This window comes from Microbacterium sp. AK009 (assembly GCF_013410955.1).
Taxonomy (GTDB): Bacteria; Actinomycetota; Actinomycetes; order Actinomycetales; family Microbacteriaceae; genus Microbacterium.
In genome coordinates this window covers 264439-280297 of record NZ_JACCCG010000006.1, presented here as the reverse complement: position 1 = coordinate 280297, position 15859 = coordinate 264439, and the positions used below count along the sequence as shown (strand labels likewise).

Annotated in this window: 12 protein-coding genes; 10 read left to right on the top strand and 2 right to left on the bottom strand. The window is 70.5% G+C overall.

What is annotated here, in order from left to right; all coding sequences use genetic code 11:
* Nucleotides 1–114: 114 nt before the first annotated feature.
* Nucleotides 115–1356 (top strand): amidohydrolase, encoded by a 1242-nt coding sequence (locus HDC37_RS14995; RefSeq protein ID WP_179561189.1) that lies wholly within the window; start codon nucleotides 115–117, stop codon nucleotides 1354–1356.
* On the opposite strand, the gene HDC37_RS14990 is transcribed toward HDC37_RS14995, so the two are convergent.
* The gene (locus HDC37_RS14990; RefSeq protein ID WP_308472238.1) at nucleotides 1322–2383 is read right to left on the bottom strand and encodes a VanZ family protein; all 1062 of its coding nucleotides are present in this window, start codon (nucleotides 2381–2383) and stop codon (nucleotides 1322–1324) included. The genes HDC37_RS14995 and HDC37_RS14990 overlap by 35 nt on opposite strands.
* 189 nt (nucleotides 2384–2572) lie before the next feature.
* Between HDC37_RS14990 and HDC37_RS14985 the strand changes: the two genes are divergently transcribed.
* The 7 genes from HDC37_RS14985 (at nucleotide 2573) to HDC37_RS14955 (ending at nucleotide 12825) form a co-directional block, all read left to right on the top strand.
* Nucleotides 2573–4672, top strand: a complete 2100-nt coding sequence (locus HDC37_RS14985; protein WP_179561187.1) for an APC family permease — start codon at nucleotides 2573–2575, stop codon at nucleotides 4670–4672.
* A 244-nt stretch (nucleotides 4673–4916) separates the two neighbouring features.
* Nucleotides 4917–5006 (top strand): K(+)-transporting ATPase subunit F, encoded by a 90-nt coding sequence (gene kdpF / locus HDC37_RS14980; protein ID WP_179561186.1) that lies wholly within the window; start codon nucleotides 4917–4919, stop codon nucleotides 5004–5006.
* The gene (gene kdpA, locus HDC37_RS14975) at nucleotides 5006–6688 is read left to right on the top strand and encodes a potassium-transporting ATPase subunit KdpA (RefSeq protein ID WP_179561185.1); all 1683 of its coding nucleotides are present in this window, start codon (nucleotides 5006–5008) and stop codon (nucleotides 6686–6688) included. Before kdpF ends, kdpA begins: the two co-directional genes overlap by 1 nt.
* Nucleotides 6689–6691: 3 nt before the next feature.
* Complete coding sequence (gene kdpB, locus HDC37_RS14970; RefSeq protein WP_179561184.1) at nucleotides 6692–8854, top strand: potassium-transporting ATPase subunit KdpB; 2163 nt, start codon at nucleotides 6692–6694, stop codon at nucleotides 8852–8854.
* Nucleotides 8855–8902: 48 nt separating this feature from the next.
* Nucleotides 8903–9517: a potassium-transporting ATPase subunit KdpC gene (gene kdpC, locus HDC37_RS14965; protein ID WP_179561183.1), complete on the top strand. Its 615-nt coding sequence runs from the start codon at nucleotides 8903–8905 to the stop codon at nucleotides 9515–9517.
* A gap of 75 nt (nucleotides 9518–9592) precedes the next feature.
* Nucleotides 9593–12148, top strand: coding sequence for a DUF4118 domain-containing protein (locus tag HDC37_RS14960; RefSeq protein ID WP_179561182.1), 2556 nt, complete (start codon nucleotides 9593–9595; stop codon nucleotides 12146–12148).
* The gene (locus HDC37_RS14955) at nucleotides 12145–12825 is read left to right on the top strand and encodes a response regulator (RefSeq protein WP_179561181.1); all 681 of its coding nucleotides are present in this window, start codon (nucleotides 12145–12147) and stop codon (nucleotides 12823–12825) included. Before HDC37_RS14960 ends, HDC37_RS14955 begins: the two co-directional genes overlap by 4 nt.
* Here HDC37_RS14955 and HDC37_RS14950 read toward each other — a convergent pair.
* A complete protein-coding gene (locus HDC37_RS14950) occupies nucleotides 12798–13781 on the bottom strand; it encodes a DUF389 domain-containing protein (RefSeq protein WP_179561180.1) in 984 nt (327 codons plus the stop codon). The genes HDC37_RS14955 and HDC37_RS14950 overlap by 28 nt on opposite strands.
* 112 nt (nucleotides 13782–13893) lie before the next feature.
* Between HDC37_RS14950 and HDC37_RS14945 the strand changes: the two genes are divergently transcribed.
* Nucleotides 13894–14397 (top strand): DUF6611 family protein, encoded by a 504-nt coding sequence (locus HDC37_RS14945; RefSeq protein WP_179561179.1) that lies wholly within the window; start codon nucleotides 13894–13896, stop codon nucleotides 14395–14397.
* Nucleotides 14398–14627: 230 nt separating this feature from the next.
* Nucleotides 14628–15644, top strand: coding sequence for a magnesium and cobalt transport protein CorA (locus tag HDC37_RS14940; RefSeq protein WP_179561178.1), 1017 nt, complete (start codon nucleotides 14628–14630; stop codon nucleotides 15642–15644).
* The last annotated feature ends 215 nt before the right edge of the window (nucleotides 15645–15859 follow it).

Below are 15859 nucleotides of genomic sequence, written 5' to 3'. Positions count from 1 at the left end.
ATCCTCCTGATCCCGCGCTCATCTCCTGATTCCGCGCACGGCAGGGCGCGGCCCGCCGCCGACCCGGCCGGCCGGCCCGGAGCCACCCGCTTTCCGCAGGTTAGGCTCGGCGGTATGGCCCTCGACCTCGATGCGATCTACACCGACCTCCACCGTCATCCCGAGCTGTCGTTTCAAGAGACCCGCACCGCCGGAATCATCGCGCAGCGTCTGACGGAGCTGGGCATCGAGTTCGAAGAGGGCATCGGGCGCACCGGCCTCGCCGCCGTCATCCGCAATGACGACAACGCCGACGACGGCGAGCGCGGGCCCGTCGTGTGGCTGCGCGCCGACATGGACGGCCTCCCCGTCGAGGAGCGCACCGGTCTCGCCTACGCCAGCACCGCCCGCGGCGTGGATCCGCAGGGTCTCGACGTGCCCGTCATGCACGCGTGCGGCCATGACATGCACGTCACCGCGCTCCTCGGCGCCCTCGAGCGCCTCGTCGCGACCACCGACGAGTGGCGGGGCACCGTGGTGGCGGTCTTCCAACCCGCCGAGGAGTACGGCGCGGGGTCGCAGGCGATGATCGCCGACGGCGTGTTCGACCGCTTTCCCCGGCCCGACATCGTGCTCGGCCAGCACGTCACCGTGCTCCCCACGGGCACGATCGGCGTGCGGCCGGGCACCCAGATGGCGGCGTCGGACGGCCTGCGGGTGACCCTTCTCGGTCGCGGCGGACACGGATCCCGCCCGCAGGCGACGATCGACCCCGTCGTGATGGCCGCCGCCACGGTGATGCGGCTGCAGACGATCGTTTCTCGCGAGACCGACCCGCGCCATGTCGCCGTGGTCACGGTCGGGTCGATCCACGCGGGCCTGAAGAACAACATCATCCCCGCCGAGGCCGTGCTCGAGCTCAGCCTCCGCTACACCGACGACGAGGCTCGCGCCCGCGTGCTGGAGAAGGTGGAGCGCATCGTCCGGGCCGAAGCCGCAGCCTCCGGCGCCGAGGAGGAACCCGTCATCCGCGTCGACCACAGCCTCCCGCCGACGATCAACGACGACGAGGCGACGGCGCGCCTGAGCGCGGCGTTCACCCGCGCCTTCGGTGACGACAAGGTCGTCGACCCCGGCATGTTCACCGGCAGTGAGGATGTCTCCTGGTTCGCCCGCGAAGCAGGAGTACCCCTGGTGTTCTGGTTCTGGGGAGGCGTCGACCCTCAGGTGTACGCCGACGCCGCGGCATCCGGGAGCATCGAACGCGACATCCCCACCAACCACTCGCCGTTCTTCGCTCCGCTCCTCCAGCCGACCCTCGACAACGGCGTGGCGAACCTCGTCACCGCGGCACGGGAGTTCCTCGCGCGTCGGTGAGCGTCTGCTGCGAGATCAGTCCGGGCAAGCCGCGCCCGTCCTTCGTCGCCAGGGCGAGGACGAGCGCGACGACGGCGAAGAGCGACGACCACGCCCCGTTGTCCCGCGTGAGGGCGTCGACGACGGCGAAGCCGCCGATGCCCCCGGCGGCCCGCAGCGATCGCGCCAGCCACCTCGGCAATACGTTTCCCGCATATCTCAGCTGGACGGCGAGATCGCCGAGGGAACGTCCGGTCGCGAGGATCACCGTGAGGACGGTGCCGACGGCGACGACGTTCCCCGCCACGGAGGCGATCGCACCGTCCACCACGGCGTCGGTATCGCCGATCACGAACTGCAGCCACAGCTGCGTCGCCACCGATACCGTCGCGCCGAGAAACCCGTAGGCGAGCAGGTCGCACACCATCGCCAGCAGGCGCCGACGGCGGGTCACCGGCCGCGGGCGGTCGGCGCCGGGCGCGGGAGGCGACCCCCGCAGAGCACGCGGCACAGCCAGGGCGAGCAGCGCGCCGAGGCCCGCCCCGAGGGTGTTCGTGGCGAGGTCGACCACGTCGAACACCCGATACGCGCACGGGAAGATGCCCCACACTCCGGTCAGCTGGGTGGTCTCGATGAGGAGAGACAGCCCGAAGCCGACGAGGACCGCAACGACGATGCCGCGTCCGCCGAGCACCCGGAGGAAGAAGCCCAGGGGAATGAACAGCAGGATGTTCAGCCCGAGCTGAAGGAGTGCGGGATCGGCCAACGGCGACCCGACCCCGTCGAAGGCCCCGCGGATGTCGCGGACGAACGTCAGGGGATCGAGGTTCACCCCGGCGCAGCGATAGGCGGTTCCGTCGGGGAGTGGCACGAGGGTGTACGCCCAGATGGCCCAGAAGTACACCAGCGCCGCCGACCACAGCACCAGCCGCCCGGCGCTGAGCTGTCCGCGGCGGCGATACGAGATCGCGACGAACGGCACGAAGAGGGCGACGCCCGCGGCCGCGCCGAAGAACACGGCGATGATCCCCGGTGTGATGCGATCCACGCGCATGAGTCTGACAGCCGCGCGGCGCGCCGCCCGCCCCGGCTCCCCATCGCACCCCATCTCCGTCTCCGAACCCGTTCGGGGCGCGATCTTTCGTTCGGGGCGCTCTTTGCCCGCCCCGAACGGAACGCGGTGCCCCAAACGACGCACAGCGTCGCGCCATAGTGCGCGCGAGTCCCGACAGGCGTAATGTCATCGGCCGTGACGACTGATGGTCGCGAGCCGGTGGAGGAATCCCCTCGCGCGAAACGCCTCCTACTGGGAGACCCCCTCACCTCCGAGAAGCTCGACGAGCAGCTGCTGCCCAAACGCCGCGCGCTGCCGATCTTCGCCTCCGACGCGCTGAGCTCCGTGGCCTACGCGCCGCAGGAGCTGCTGATGATCCTTCTCATCGGCGGCACCGCGTTCCTCGCCTTCAGCCCGGGGGTGGCGGTCGCGGTCGTCGTGCTCCTCATCGTGGTCGTGCTGAGCTACCGCCAGCTCATCAAGGCCTACCCCTCGGGCGGCGGCGACTACGAGGTGGCGCGCACGAACCTCGGTGAGGTGCCGGGAGTCGTCGTCGCCTCGGCGCTCCTCGTCGACTACGTCCTCACCGTGGCCGTGTCGATCGCCTCGGGCGTGGACAACATCATCTCGGCGATCCCCGAGCTCGCCCCCTTCCGCATCGAGTTCGCCGTCGGCTTCGTCATCCTGCTCGTCATCGTCAACCTCCGCGGGGTCCGCGAAGCCTCCTTCGCCTTCGCCATCCCCACCTACGTCTTCATCGGCTCGGTCGCCGTGATGGTGATCGTCGCGCTCATCCGCACCGCGCTCGGCGACCCGCCGATCGCCTCGAGCGCCGAGTACGCCGTGCAGGCCGAGGAGCTCACCCAGGCCGCGACGATCCTGCTGATCCTGCGGGCCTTCTCGAGCGGATGCTCCGCCCTCACCGGTGTCGAAGCGGTCTCGAACGGCGTGCCGGCCTTCCGTCGCCCGAAGGTCGAGAACGCCCAGTGGACCCTCGTCCTCATGGGCGGGGTCGCGATCACGCTCTTCGCCGGGCTCACCGCGGTCGGGCTCATCTCGCAGGTGCACTACGCCGAAGACCCCTGCAACCTCGTGGGCTTCGCCTGCGAGACCACCCCCCAGCCGAGCCTCATGGCGCAGATCGCCGCCGCCACGTTCGGGATGGGCTCGATCCCCTTCTTCATCGTGCAGGCCGCGACCGCCTGCGTGCTGCTGCTCGCCGCCAACACGGCGTTCAACGGCTTCCCGCTCCTCGGGTCGGTGCTCGCCCGCGACGGCTACGCACCGAAGGCGCTGAACACCCGCGGCGACCGACTCGTCTTCTCCAACGGCATGATCATCCTCGGCCTCGCCGCCATCGTGGTGCTCGTCGTCTACCAGGCGAACCTCACGACCCTCATCCAGCTCTACATCATCGGCGTCTTCGTGTCGTTCTCGCTCGGTCAGGTCGGCATGGTGCGGCACTGGCGACGCGAGCTCCGTCAGACGAGCCGCATCGAGGCGGCTCGCGACCCGCGGGCCGCCGCCGAACGTCGCGCGGCCCTGACAGGCCTGGCGATCAACTCCACCGGCGCCGCGATGACCGTCGCCGTGCTCGTCATCGTCACCGCGACGAAGTTCATCTACGGAGCGTGGCTGGTCTTCCTCGCGATCCCGGTCCTGGCGATTCTCATGATCGGCGTGAACCGCTACTACCGTGACGTCGAGCACGAGATCCGCATCGACGAGCCGGTGCAGTACGGCTCGTCGGGCGACGTCGCCCTCATCCTCGTCAGCAAGCTTCAGAAGCCCGTCGCGAAGGCCGTCGACTACGCCCTCGCCGCCAAGCACGACAAGACGCTCGCCTTGCACGTGGCGGTCGCCGGCGACGACGCCGAAGCCCTGCAGCAGGAATGGCAGGACCAGCGGATGCCGGTGCCCCTCGTCATCCTCGAGTCGCCCTACCGCTACTACGCCGGGCCCGTCGCGGAGTTCATCCGGCAGTACCGCGAGAAGCACGGGTCGGCCGTGGTCACGGTGTACCTGCCGCAGTACATCGTCGGGCACTGGTGGGAGACGCTCCTCCACAACCGCCGCGCGCGCCGCATCGCGCAGCAGCTCATGCTCATCCACGGCGTCACGATCACCCTCGTGCCGTGGCTGCTGGACTCCTCCGAGCTCATCTACGGGCGCCGCTCGCGCCCCCTTCCCGGCCAGGACCGCGCGGGCCGCCCGTTCGAGGCCGACCTCGAGGCGCCCCCGATCGCCGAGCGCTCGAGCCTGGAGGCGCGCCCCGACGAGTGACGCCGCGCCGCGGCATCCGCTCTGCCCCTCTTCGCGCCCGCTGCGGGCGCGCGGACTCCGGCCGAACGCCACCCGTGAGCAACCCGTGAGGAGGGCCCGGCAGGCCGTAGGGATTCCGTGAGGATGCCGCGCCCGCAGCGTCCACGGGTGTTGCATCGATCCTCGTGCTCGATCTCATCTATCTGCTGGCGACCCTCGCCCTGTTCGCCCTCGTCGGCCTCGCCGTGAAGGGGGTGGAGCGGCTGTGACCGCGATCGCCCTCATCTCCGCCGTCCTCGCGGTCGCGGCGGTCGTCTACCTCGTCGTCGCCCTCGTGAAGCCGGAGAAGTTTTGATGGACGCCTCTTCCGTCTGGACCGGCATTCTGCAGGTCGCCACCGTCGTCCTCCTCCTCGTCCTCCTCTACCGTCCCCTCGGCGACTACATCGCCCACATCTTCACCTCAGACCGCGACGTGCGCGTCGAACGGGGTCTGTTCCGCCTCATCGGCGTCGACTCGCGCTCTGAGCAGAGCTGGCAGGTCTACGCGCGGAGCGTCCTGATCTTCTCCGTCGTCGGGGTGCTCTTCGTCTACACCCTCCAGCGCGTGCAGCAGTTCCTGCCGTACTCGCTGGGCCTTCCCGCCGTGCCCGAGGCGCTGGCGTTCAACACCGCCGTCTCGTTCGTGACCAACACCAACTGGCAGTCGTACTCGCCCGAGCTCACCCTCGGCTACACGGTGCAGTTCGCCGGGCTCGCGGTGCAGAACTTCGTCTCCGCAGCCGTGGGCATCGCGGTGGCGGTCGCCCTTGTTCGCGGGTTCGCCCGCCGCGGCGCCGCGACGATCGGAAACTTCTGGGTCGATCTCGTCCGCGGCGTCGGCCGGCTGCTGCTGCCGATGTCGATCCTCGCGGCGATCGCCCTCCTCATCGCCGGTGTCGTGCAGAACGTCAACGGATTCACCGAGGTGACGACCCTGAGCGGCGCGACCCAGACGCTTCCGGGTGGCCCGGTCGCCTCGCAGGAGGCCATCAAGGAACTGGGCACGAACGGCGGCGGGTTCTTCAACGCCAACTCGGCGCATCCGTTCGAGAACCCGGCCCCGTGGACGAGCGTGCTGCAGATCCTGCTGCTCCTCGCCATCCCGGTCGCCATGCCCCGCGCGTTCGGCCGCATGGTCGGCGACAACCGCCAGGGCTACGCCATCCTCGCCGTCATGGCCTCGATCGCGATCGTCTCGATCACGACGATCAGCTGGCTCGAATCGCTCGCCCTCGGCACGGCACCGCAGCTCGCGGGTGGCGCGATGGAAGGGAAGGAGGTGCGCTACGGCATCTTCGGCTCGACCCTCTACGCCGCCGCGACGACCCTGACCTCGACCGGCGCGGTCAACTCGATGCACGACTCGTACACCGCCCTCGGCGGGATGATCCCGATGATCAACATGATGCTCGGCGAGGTCGCCCCCGGCGGCGTCGGCTCGGGACTGTACGGGATGCTGGTGCTCGCCGTCATCGCGGTGTTCGTGGGCGGTCTGCTGATCGGCCGAACCCCCGAGTATCTGGGGAAGAAGATCGGGCCGCGCGAGATCAAGCTCGCGAGCCTCTACATCCTCGTCACCCCGACCCTCGTGCTCGCAGGGACCGCGTTGAGCTTCGCCCTCCCCGGCATCCGCGAAGACGTCGAGGCGACCTCGATCTGGAACCCCGGGGTCCATGGCCTCAGCGAGGTGCTGTACGCCTTCACCTCGGCGTCGAACAACAACGGCTCCGCGTTCGCGGGACTCTCCGCCAACACACCGTGGCTGAACACCGCCCTCGGTGTGGCGATGCTCCTCGGCCGGTTCCTGCCGATGGTGCTCGTGCTGGCTCTCGCCGGATCGCTGGCGGCTCAGAAGCCTGTCCCCACGACGGTCGGCACCCTGCCGACGCACCGGCCGCAGTTCGTGGGTCTCCTCGCGATCCTCGCGGTCGTCGTCACTGCTCTCACCTATTTCCCCGTTCTCACGCTGGGTCCCCTGGCGGAAGGTCTCGTCTGACACATGTCCACCACCACCACCTCTCCTCGCACCGACGACGCTCCCGTGTCGTCGCCGACCGAGCCGCGCCCCGTGCGCGCCTTCGGGCCCGCCCAGCTCGCCCAGGCCCTTCCCGGGGCGCTGCGCAAGCTCAACCCCGCCGCACTGTGGCGGAACCCGGTCATGTTCCTGGTGTGGGTCGGCGCCGCCCTCACCACCGTCATCGCGATCGCCGAGCCGTTCCTCGGGGGCGCGGGCGAGTCGGGCGGCACCCCGGTTCCCGCCGGGTTCACCTGGGGGATCGCGGTGTGGCTCTGGCTCACCGTGGTCTTCGCGAACCTCGCCGAGTCGGTCGCCGAGGGCCGCGGCAAGGCGCAGGCGGCCACCCTTCGGAAGACCCGCACCTCGACCATGGCGAACCGGGTGTCGGGCTACGACGCCGCCGGCGACCCGGGCGCCGAGCGCGCCCAGACCTCGCCGGTCTCGTCGGCCGACCTCACGCTCGATGACGTGGTCGTCGTCTCGGCGGGCGAGCTGATCCCCGGCGACGGCGACATCGTGCACGGCATCGCGACCGTCGACGAATCGGCCATCACCGGGGAGTCCGCGCCGGTCGTGCGCGAATCCGGCGGTGACCGCAGCGCCGTCACCGGCGGCACCCGCGTGCTGTCCGACCGCATCGTCGTGCGCATCACCTCCAAGCCCGGAGAGACCTTCGTCGACCGCATGATCGCACTGGTCGAAGGCGCGAGCCGCCAGAAGACGCCCAACGAGATCGCGTTGAACATCCTTCTGGCGAGCCTGTCGATCGTCTTCGTGATCGTCGTGCTGACGCTGAACCCCATCGCCGACTACGCCGCTTCCCCCGCGAGCATCCCGGTGCTCATCGCCCTGCTGATCTGCCTCATCCCCACCACCATCGGGGCGCTGCTGTCGGCCATCGGCATCGCGGGCATGGACCGGCTCGTGCAGCGCAATGTGCTGGCGATGTCGGGACGCGCCGTCGAGGCCGCAGGCGATGTCACCACGCTGCTTCTGGACAAGACCGGCACCATCACCTACGGCAACCGTCGCGCGAGCGCATTCGTGCGGATGCCGGGGGTCGACGCCCGACAGGTGGCCGAGGCCGCCTCGCTGTCATCGCTGGCCGACCCCACTCCGGAGGGGACGTCGGTGGTCGAGCTCGCCGCCGCCGAGGGCGTCGTCGCCCGGATGCCCGCGGGCGCGGTCGCCGTGCCCTTCACCGCGCAGACCCGCATGAGCGGACTCGACCTGCCCGACGGCACCCAGGTGCGCAAGGGCGCCGGCTCGGCGGTGATGGCGTGGCTCGAGGCGGAGGGCGCAACGATTCCGACGCAGGTGCGCGCGCAGGTCGTCAGCGAGACCGACGCGATCGCGACCTCCGGCGGCACTCCGCTGGTCGTCGCGACGCTCTCCGGTGGCACCGGACGCATCATCGGCGTCATCCACCTGAAGGACATCGTCAAGGACGGCCTCCGCGAGCGGTTCGACGAACTGCGCGCGATGGGCATCCGCACCGTGATGATCACGGGCGACAACCCGCTGACGGCCAAGGCCATCGCCGCCGAGGCCGGCGTCGACGACTACCTGGCCGAAGCCACCCCCGAGGACAAGCTCGCCCTCATCCAGCGCGAGCAGGAGGGCGGACGCCTCGTCGCCATGACCGGTGACGGCACCAACGACGCCCCCGCGCTCGCGCAGGCCGACGTCGGGGTGGCGATGAACACCGGCACCTCGGCGGCCAAAGAGGCCGGCAACATGGTCGACCTCGACAGCGACCCGACGAAGCTCATCGACATCGTGCGCATCGGCAAGCAGCTCCTCATCACCCGTGGGGCGCTCACCACCTTCTCGCTGGCCAACGACATCGCGAAGTACTTCGCGATCATCCCGGCCATGTTCATGGGGGTCTTCCCGGGGCTCGCGGCGCTGAACATCATGGGCCTGTCCTCGCCGGCATCCGCGGTCACCAGCGCCATCATCTTCAACGCGATCGTGATCGTCTTCCTCATCCCGCTCGCGCTCCGCGGCGTCGCCTACCGGCCCGCCAGCGCCTCGCAGCTGCTGTCGCGCAACCTGCTGATCTACGGCCTGGGCGGCGTCATCGCCCCGTTCATCGGCATCAAGCTCATCGACCTCGTGGTGAGTCTCATCCCGGGCTTCTGACCCGTCACCCAGGCCCATCCCTTCAGATCCGCTCAAGGAGTCGACTCCATGTCCGCCACCCGCACCACCCTCCGCAGCGCCGGCGTCGCCGTCCGCGCGATGGTCGCCTTCACCGTCATCCTCGGCCTCGGCTACACCCTTCTCATCACCGGCATCGGCCAGCTGCTCCTCCCCTGGCAGGCGAACGGATCCCTTCAGCAGGACGCGTCCGGAAGCATCGTGGGTTCGGCCCTCATCGGGCAGAGCTTCACCGATGCCGACGGCGAGGCCCTGCCGGAGTACTTCCAGTCCCGGCCTTCGGCGGCCGGCGACGGCTACGACGGCGGCGCGTCGAGCGGCTCGAACTGGGGCCCCGAGAACGCCGACCTCATCGCCGCGATCGAGGAGCGCAAGGCCGTCATCGCCGAGCGCGAGGGGGTCTCGCCCGACGACATCCCCGCCGACGCCGTCACCGCGTCGGCCTCGGGGCTCGACCCGCACATCAGCCCCGCCTACGCCCTGCTCCAGGCGCCCCGCGTGGCCGAAGCCCGCGGCCTCGCCGAGCAGGACGTGCGCGACCTGGTGGAGTCTATGATCCAGTCGAGGGACCTCGGGATTCTCGGGGAACCCCGCGTCAACGTCCTCCAGCTGAACCTCGCGCTCGACGCGCAGAATCAGGACTGACGCCCTCGACAGACAAGGACCACCCGTCATGCACGCCGCCCTCGCTCACCGCGTCACCCGCTCGGGGGTGACGCGGTGAAGCGGGGGCGGTTGCGCGTCCTGCTCGGGGCGGCGCCCGGCGTCGGCAAGACCTACGAGATGCTCGAGGAAGGCCGACGCCTCGCGGGAGAGGGGCGCGACGTCGTCGTCGCGATCGTCGAGACCCACGGCCGGGCGGCCACGGCCGCGCAGGTCGAGGGCCTCGAGGTCATGCCCCGCCGCGTCGTGGAGCACCGCGGCGTGGAGCTGACCGAGCTCGACCTCGACGCCGTGCTCGCCCGGCACCCCGACGTCGCCCTCGTCGACGAACTCGCCCACACCAACGCGCCGGGGTCGCAGAACGACAAGCGGTGGAAAGACGTCGAGGCCCTCCGGGATGCCGGCATCGACGTGATCACCACGGTCAACGTGCAGCACATCGAGTCGCTGAACGGTGTGGTCGAGCAGATCACCGGCATCCCGCAGCGTGAGACGGTGCCCGACGCGGTGGTGCGCGGGGCCGACCAGATCGAGGTGGTCGACCTCGCCCCGCAGTCGCTCCGCGACCGTCTCTCGGCGGGCTTCGTCTACCCCGCGGAACGCATCGATGCCGCCCTATCGAACTACTTCCGCCTCGGCAATCTCACGGCGCTGCGCGAACTCGCCCTCCTGTGGCTGGCCGACGAGGTCGACAGCGCGCTGAAGTCCTACCGCGCCGAGCACGGCATCGAGGGAACGTGGCAGGCCCGCGAGCGCGTGGTCGTCGCCCTCACCGGGGGGCCCGAGGGCGAGACCCTGCTGCGACGCGGAGCGCGCATCGCCGCCCGCTCCGCAGGCGGCGAATTGCTCGCGGTGCACGTGTCCAGCCAGGACGGGTTGCGCACCTCGAGCCCGGCCGCGCTCGCCCAGCAGCGCGCCCTCGTCGAGTCGCTCGGCGGCACCTACCACCAGGTCGTCGGCGACGACATCCCCCGCGCCCTGGTCGAGTTCGCCCGATCGGTCAACGCGTCCCAGCTCGTGATCGGGGTGAGCCGTCGCGGCCGCCTGGCCGCAGCGATGACAGGCCCGGGCATCGGCGCGACCGTCATCCGCGAGTCGGGCGACATCGATGTCCACATCGTCACGCACGCCGCCGCCGGCGGCCGATTCGCGCTCCCCCGGGTGCGGGGCGGCGCGCTGAGCGTCAAGCGCCGCATCCTCGGCTTCGTCGCCGCCCTCGTCGGCGGCCCGCTCCTCTCCGCGGTGCTGTTCACCTTCCGGAGCGACGATTCCATCACCTCCGACGTGCTCTTCTACCAGCTGCTCGTCGTTGTGGTGGCCCTCATCGGCGGCATCTGGCCCGCGCTGTTCGCCGCGGTGCTGTCAGGGCTGACGCTGGATTACCTCTTCGTCGAACCCCTTTACACCGTCACCATCGCCGATCCGCTGCACGCCCTCGCCCTGGGCCTGTACGTCGTGATCGGCATCCTCGTGAGCTACATCGTCGATCAGGCCGCGCGCGCGACGCGCGTCGCGCGCCGCGCCGCCGCCGAGTCCGAGCTCCTGGCCACCGTCGCCGGAAGCGTGCTCCGTGGTGAGAGCGCTGTTCCCGCCCTCGTCACCCGCACGCGCGAAGCGCTCGGTCTCGCGGGGGTGCGCCTGGAGACCGCCGACGGCACGACGATCGCCACCGACGGCGAACCGGTCCGAGACGACCCGGGCGGCGGCGATCAGGTGACCTGGATGGACATCGGCCGCGCCCCCGACGGCTCCCCGCGGGGGCGCCTGGAGCTGCACGGCACGCTGGGCGCGCGCGAGCGCCGGCTCCTCGACGCCATCACCGCGCAGCTGGCGGCTGCGCTCGAGCACACCGACCTGACCGCGACCGCCCGGGCGGCCGATGCCCTCGCGGAGGCCGATCAGGTGCGCTCGGCCCTGCTGTCGGCGGTCAGTCACGATCTCCGCCGGCCCCTCGCCGCCGCCCTCGCGGCGATCGGGGGGTTGCGCGCCGCCGGCGACCAGCTGAGCGCGGAGGATCGGACGGAGCTGCTCGAGACCGCCGATGAGAGCCTGTCGACCCTGTCGCAGCTGGTCACCGATCTGCTGGACGTCAGCCGCGTGCAGGCCGGTGTGCTCGCGGTGTCGCTGCGCCCGGTCGACGCCGCCGGCGCCGTCCTCGCCGCCCTGGACGAGCTCGACCTCGGACCCGACGACGTCGAGCTGTCCCTCGATCCCGACCTTCCGCCGCTGTCGGCCGATCCGGTGCTCCTGCAGCGGGTCTTGGTCAATGTGCTCGCCAATGCGCGCCGGCACAGTCCCCCCGAGGCGCGCGTCCTCGTCACGACCAGCCGCCTCGGGCCGAACGCCGAGGTCCGGGTCATCGACCGCGGACCCGGGGTGAGCCCGGAGCGCCAGGAGGACATGTTCGCGCCGTTCCAGCGGCTGGGCGACGTCGACAACACCACCGGGCTCGGTCTGGGCCTCGCCCTGTCGAAGGGGTTCACCGAGGGCATGGGCGGCGCGCTCACACCCGAGAACACCCCCGGCGGGGGCCTGACGATGGTCATCGCGTTGCCGCTGGACGGCGACGCCCCCACCGAGACCCCCGCCCCCGTCGGAAGCGAGCGCGCATGAAGATCCTTCTCGCCGATGACGACCCGCAGCTCGTCCGGGCGCTCCGCATCACGTTGGCCGCTCACGGTTACGACGTCGTCGCCGCCCCCGACGGCGCCGCGGCCGTCGCCCTCGCCGCGCAGGCGCATCCCGACATCATCCTGCTGGATCTCGGGATGCCGCGGCTCGACGGCATGCAGGTGATCGAGGCCCTGCGGGGCTGGACCACCGCGCCCATCATCGTGGTGTCGGGGCGCACCGGATCGGCCGACAAGGTCGACGCGCTCGACGCCGGCGCCGACGACTACGTCACCAAGCCTTTTCAGATCGACGAGCTGCTCGCGCGGCTGCGCGCCCTCTCGCGCCGTCGCGGCGGCACCGCCGACGAGCCCCTCGTCGCCTTCGGCGACGTCACGGTCGACCTCGCCGCCCGCGCGGTGACCCGGGGCGGCGAGCGCGTGCACCTGACTCCGACCGAGTGGCGCATGCTCGAGTTCCTCGCGCGCAATCCCGGAGCCCTCGTCACGCGGCAGACCCTGCTGAAGGAGATCTGGGCGAGCGAGAACGTCCAGGACTCGGGCTACCTGCGCCTCTACATGTCGCAGCTGCGCAAGAAGCTCGAGCCCGACCCGTCGCATCCGGTGCACCTCATCACCGAATCGGGCATGGGTTATCGGCTTGTGCTCGACCCCGCCTGATCGGCCGCGGCCCGCGCCTCTCGGCGCGACTCGACACGGCGCGAGATCGCCCGCCCCGCGTGCAGCTGGACGAAGAGCGTCACCGTTCCCGCGACCAGGAGCCCAGCGAGGTTCAGCACCAGCTGCACGAGAGCGGCCCCCGCTTCGGCCCACGCCCCCACGGCGAGGGTCAGCCCGATCGTCCCGACCGCCGGCACGGTCGTGATCGAGATGAACACGCCCACGAGTGCCGACGACTTTGCCGTCGTCAGCGACAGCACACCGGCGATGCCTGCGAGGACCGCGATGACGAACGACCACGCATCGGGGCTGACGATGAACTGGGTCGCCTCGCCGGTCGTCGCCTGCGTGTAGGTGAAAACGCCGAACGCGTAGAGCACCGACCACACCCCCCAGGCGATCAGTGCGCACGCGGCGAATCCGCCGAACAGCGTGACCGACGCCGGCCCCACGATCCCCCGCCGCCGGCGCACCACGGCGTAGCAGATCGCCGCGATGGGGGCGAACTCCGGCCCCACGACCATCGCCCCGATGATGAGGATCGGCTGGTCCAGAAGACGCCCGATCCCGGCGATCATGGTCGCGAGCAGGAGGAACGCGAAGAAGCTCCACGACGGCCGGGAGTCCTCCGTGGAGCGGCCGGCCAACTGCGCCCACAGCACGCCGTCGGCGGGATGACCCGGTGCCGCGCGCTCCGCCGCGGCCGCGGCATCCGACACCACCGCCAGCGGCTCACTGACGACGATGGCGCCCTGCGCGGGGACCCCGGCGTGCCGGAGCAGCCGGACGATGTTGTTGACGTCTTCTCGGGCGACGTCGAACAGCAGCAGGTCGCCGCTCCCCGCGTCGCACGCGCCCGCCACCACGGCGAGGTCGATGACCGTGGGTTGGGCCCTCAGCTGCGGCACCAGCTCGCGGGCGAGATCGGCCGGTGCGGTGACGCGGATGGAGAGCATGCTGCCATCCTGCCGCGACGGACCGTCAGGATCTCGTGAGGATCGACCGCGCGATCGTAGGTGATTCGTCGGGGTCCACCGCCGGGTCCCGCCGCAGATCGAGGATCGTCTCATGTGGCATCGTCAAACGTCCCTGGTCACCCGCCCCTCGCGCGGTGACTGGGGATTCCTGGAAACCTCGATCGCACGATACGGCGAGACGCGCGTGCGGTTGCTCCTCCTCCCCCCTGATACCACCGACCAGCAGCGCCGCATGTGGCGTCTCATGCGGCTCTGGCCGCTGATTGGTCTCGTCATCGGCGGCGCCGCCACCCTCGCCACCGCCGACGTGCTGGGGCCTGCGGCGGCATTCGTGCTGGGTGTGGTGGTGTGGCTCGGGCCGGCGCTGGGCATGTGGACCGCGCTGTCGGGCTTCGTCTCCCGCATCCACGAGAGCTGGATCACCTGCGCACTGGGGTGCGAAGACTCAGACGCGGAGCGCGCCGAACTGCAGCGGATGGCGCGTGACCTCGCCGCCGCGGAGGGCGACTGGCGTCGCGGAACGGCGTCTCGGGGCGCCTTCGACGAGACCTGGGCGCGGGCCTACGCCGCCCTCGCTCCCCGCGTCGTGGCGTGATGGTCTATGGTGAATGCGGTTCCGACCCGAGAGGAGGTGGTGCGTGATGGCCGGTGATAGTCGCCACGCCACCGTCCTGCCGTCGGTGTCGGGCTCTCCGATCCGCTGATCCTGTTCCAGGGGCGCGGTCGTCTTCCCTGTCGGCCGTTCGATCCGCAGCAGCGCGGTGGCGTGTCATCCGCCCTTTGCTGTTCGCCGCGCACGCGGCACGACCGACCGGAGAAGAGATGATGGCGCTGATCGACAACGGCGTGTACGTCAAGGGGGTCCGCACCGAAGACCCCACCAACCTCGACGAGACCTTCGAGGTGATGCGCTCCCGCGGCGGGATGGCCTGGATCGGGCTGTACCGACCGAGCGAGGGGGAGGTGCGCCAGGTCGCCGAGGAGTTCTCGCTGCACCCCCTCGCGGTCGAAGACGCCCTCAGCGGCCACCAGCGCTCGAAGCTCGAGCGCTACGGCGACACCCTCTTCGTGGTGCTCCGACCCGCGCGCTACCTCGACGCCGAGGAGCGGGTCGAGTTCGGCGAGCTGCATCTGTTCGTCGGGCCCGACTTCGTCGTGACCATCCGCCACGCCGAGTCGCCGAACCTCGGGAGGGTGCGTCGGCGTCTGGAGGACGCGCCGGAGCTCCTGTCGATGGGCCCGGAGGCGGTGCTGTACGCCATCCTCGACGAGGTCGTCGACGAATACGAGCCGGTCATCGCGGGTCTCGAGAACGACATCGACGAGATCGAGGATCAGCTCTTCGACGAGGAGAGCAGCGTGTCGCGGCGCATCTACGAGCTCTCGCGTGAGGTCATCGACTTCCAGCGGGCATCGCGGCCGCTCGTCGGCATGCTCGAGGCGCTGCTGCGCGGCTCGGACAAGTACCGGGTCGACGTGGAGCTGCAGCGGAACCTGCGGGACGTGCTCGACCACGCGCTGCGCGTCGTCGAACGCTCGGCGGCGTTCCGCACCATCCTCGAAAACGCCCTCACCGTCGAGTCGACCCTCGTCGCCCAGCGGCAGAACGACGAGATGCGGCGGATGACGGAGTTCAACCTCGCGCAGAACGAGGAGCTGAAGAAGATCTCGGGCTGGGCGGCGATCATCTTCGCTCCCACCCTCGTCGGAACCGTGTACGGCATGAACTTCGAGAACATGCCCGAACTCGGCTGGGAGTGGGGCTATCCGTTCTCGCTGCTGCTCATGGTCGGCGTGGCTGCCAGCCTCTACGGGGTGTTCAAGCACAAGCGCTGGCTCTGACCGCGTCTTCGGGCTGCTCCGATCGCGGTGCCGTCGATCGTGACCTCGCTCGGCGGGGCCTCCCCGGACTCGTGGGCACGCCGCCGTCGTGAGATCAGGAGGTGAGCACCGGATCAGGACGATCCGACGCGCATCCTCCTGATCTCGCGCACACCTCCTGATCTGGCGCACGGAGCGCGCCGGGGAAGAGCGGATGCCGCGCGGACGGCGTCCTG

What these genes read in the sequence shown, in the direction of transcription:
- HDC37_RS14995 (WP_179561189.1), top strand. Translation starts at nt 115, where the DNA reads ATGGCCCTCGACCTCGATGCGATCTACACCGACCTCCACCGTCATCCC.
- HDC37_RS14985 (WP_179561187.1), top strand. Translation starts at nt 2,573, where the DNA reads ATGTCATCGGCCGTGACGACTGATGGTCGCGAGCCGGTGGAGGAATCC.
- kdpA (WP_179561185.1), top strand. Translation starts at nt 5,006, where the DNA reads ATGGACGCCTCTTCCGTCTGGACCGGCATTCTGCAGGTCGCCACCGTC.
- kdpB (WP_179561184.1), top strand. Translation starts at nt 6,692, where the DNA reads ATGTCCACCACCACCACCTCTCCTCGCACCGACGACGCTCCCGTGTCG.
- kdpC (WP_179561183.1), top strand. Translation starts at nt 8,903, where the DNA reads ATGTCCGCCACCCGCACCACCCTCCGCAGCGCCGGCGTCGCCGTCCGC.
- HDC37_RS14955 (WP_179561181.1), top strand. Translation starts at nt 12,145, where the DNA reads ATGAAGATCCTTCTCGCCGATGACGACCCGCAGCTCGTCCGGGCGCTC.
- HDC37_RS14950 (WP_179561180.1), bottom strand. Translation starts at nt 13,781, where the DNA reads ATGCTCTCCATCCGCGTCACCGCACCGGCCGATCTCGCCCGCGAGCTG.
- HDC37_RS14945 (WP_179561179.1), top strand. Translation starts at nt 13,894, where the DNA reads ATGTGGCATCGTCAAACGTCCCTGGTCACCCGCCCCTCGCGCGGTGAC.
- HDC37_RS14940 (WP_179561178.1), top strand. Translation starts at nt 14,628, where the DNA reads ATGGCGCTGATCGACAACGGCGTGTACGTCAAGGGGGTCCGCACCGAA.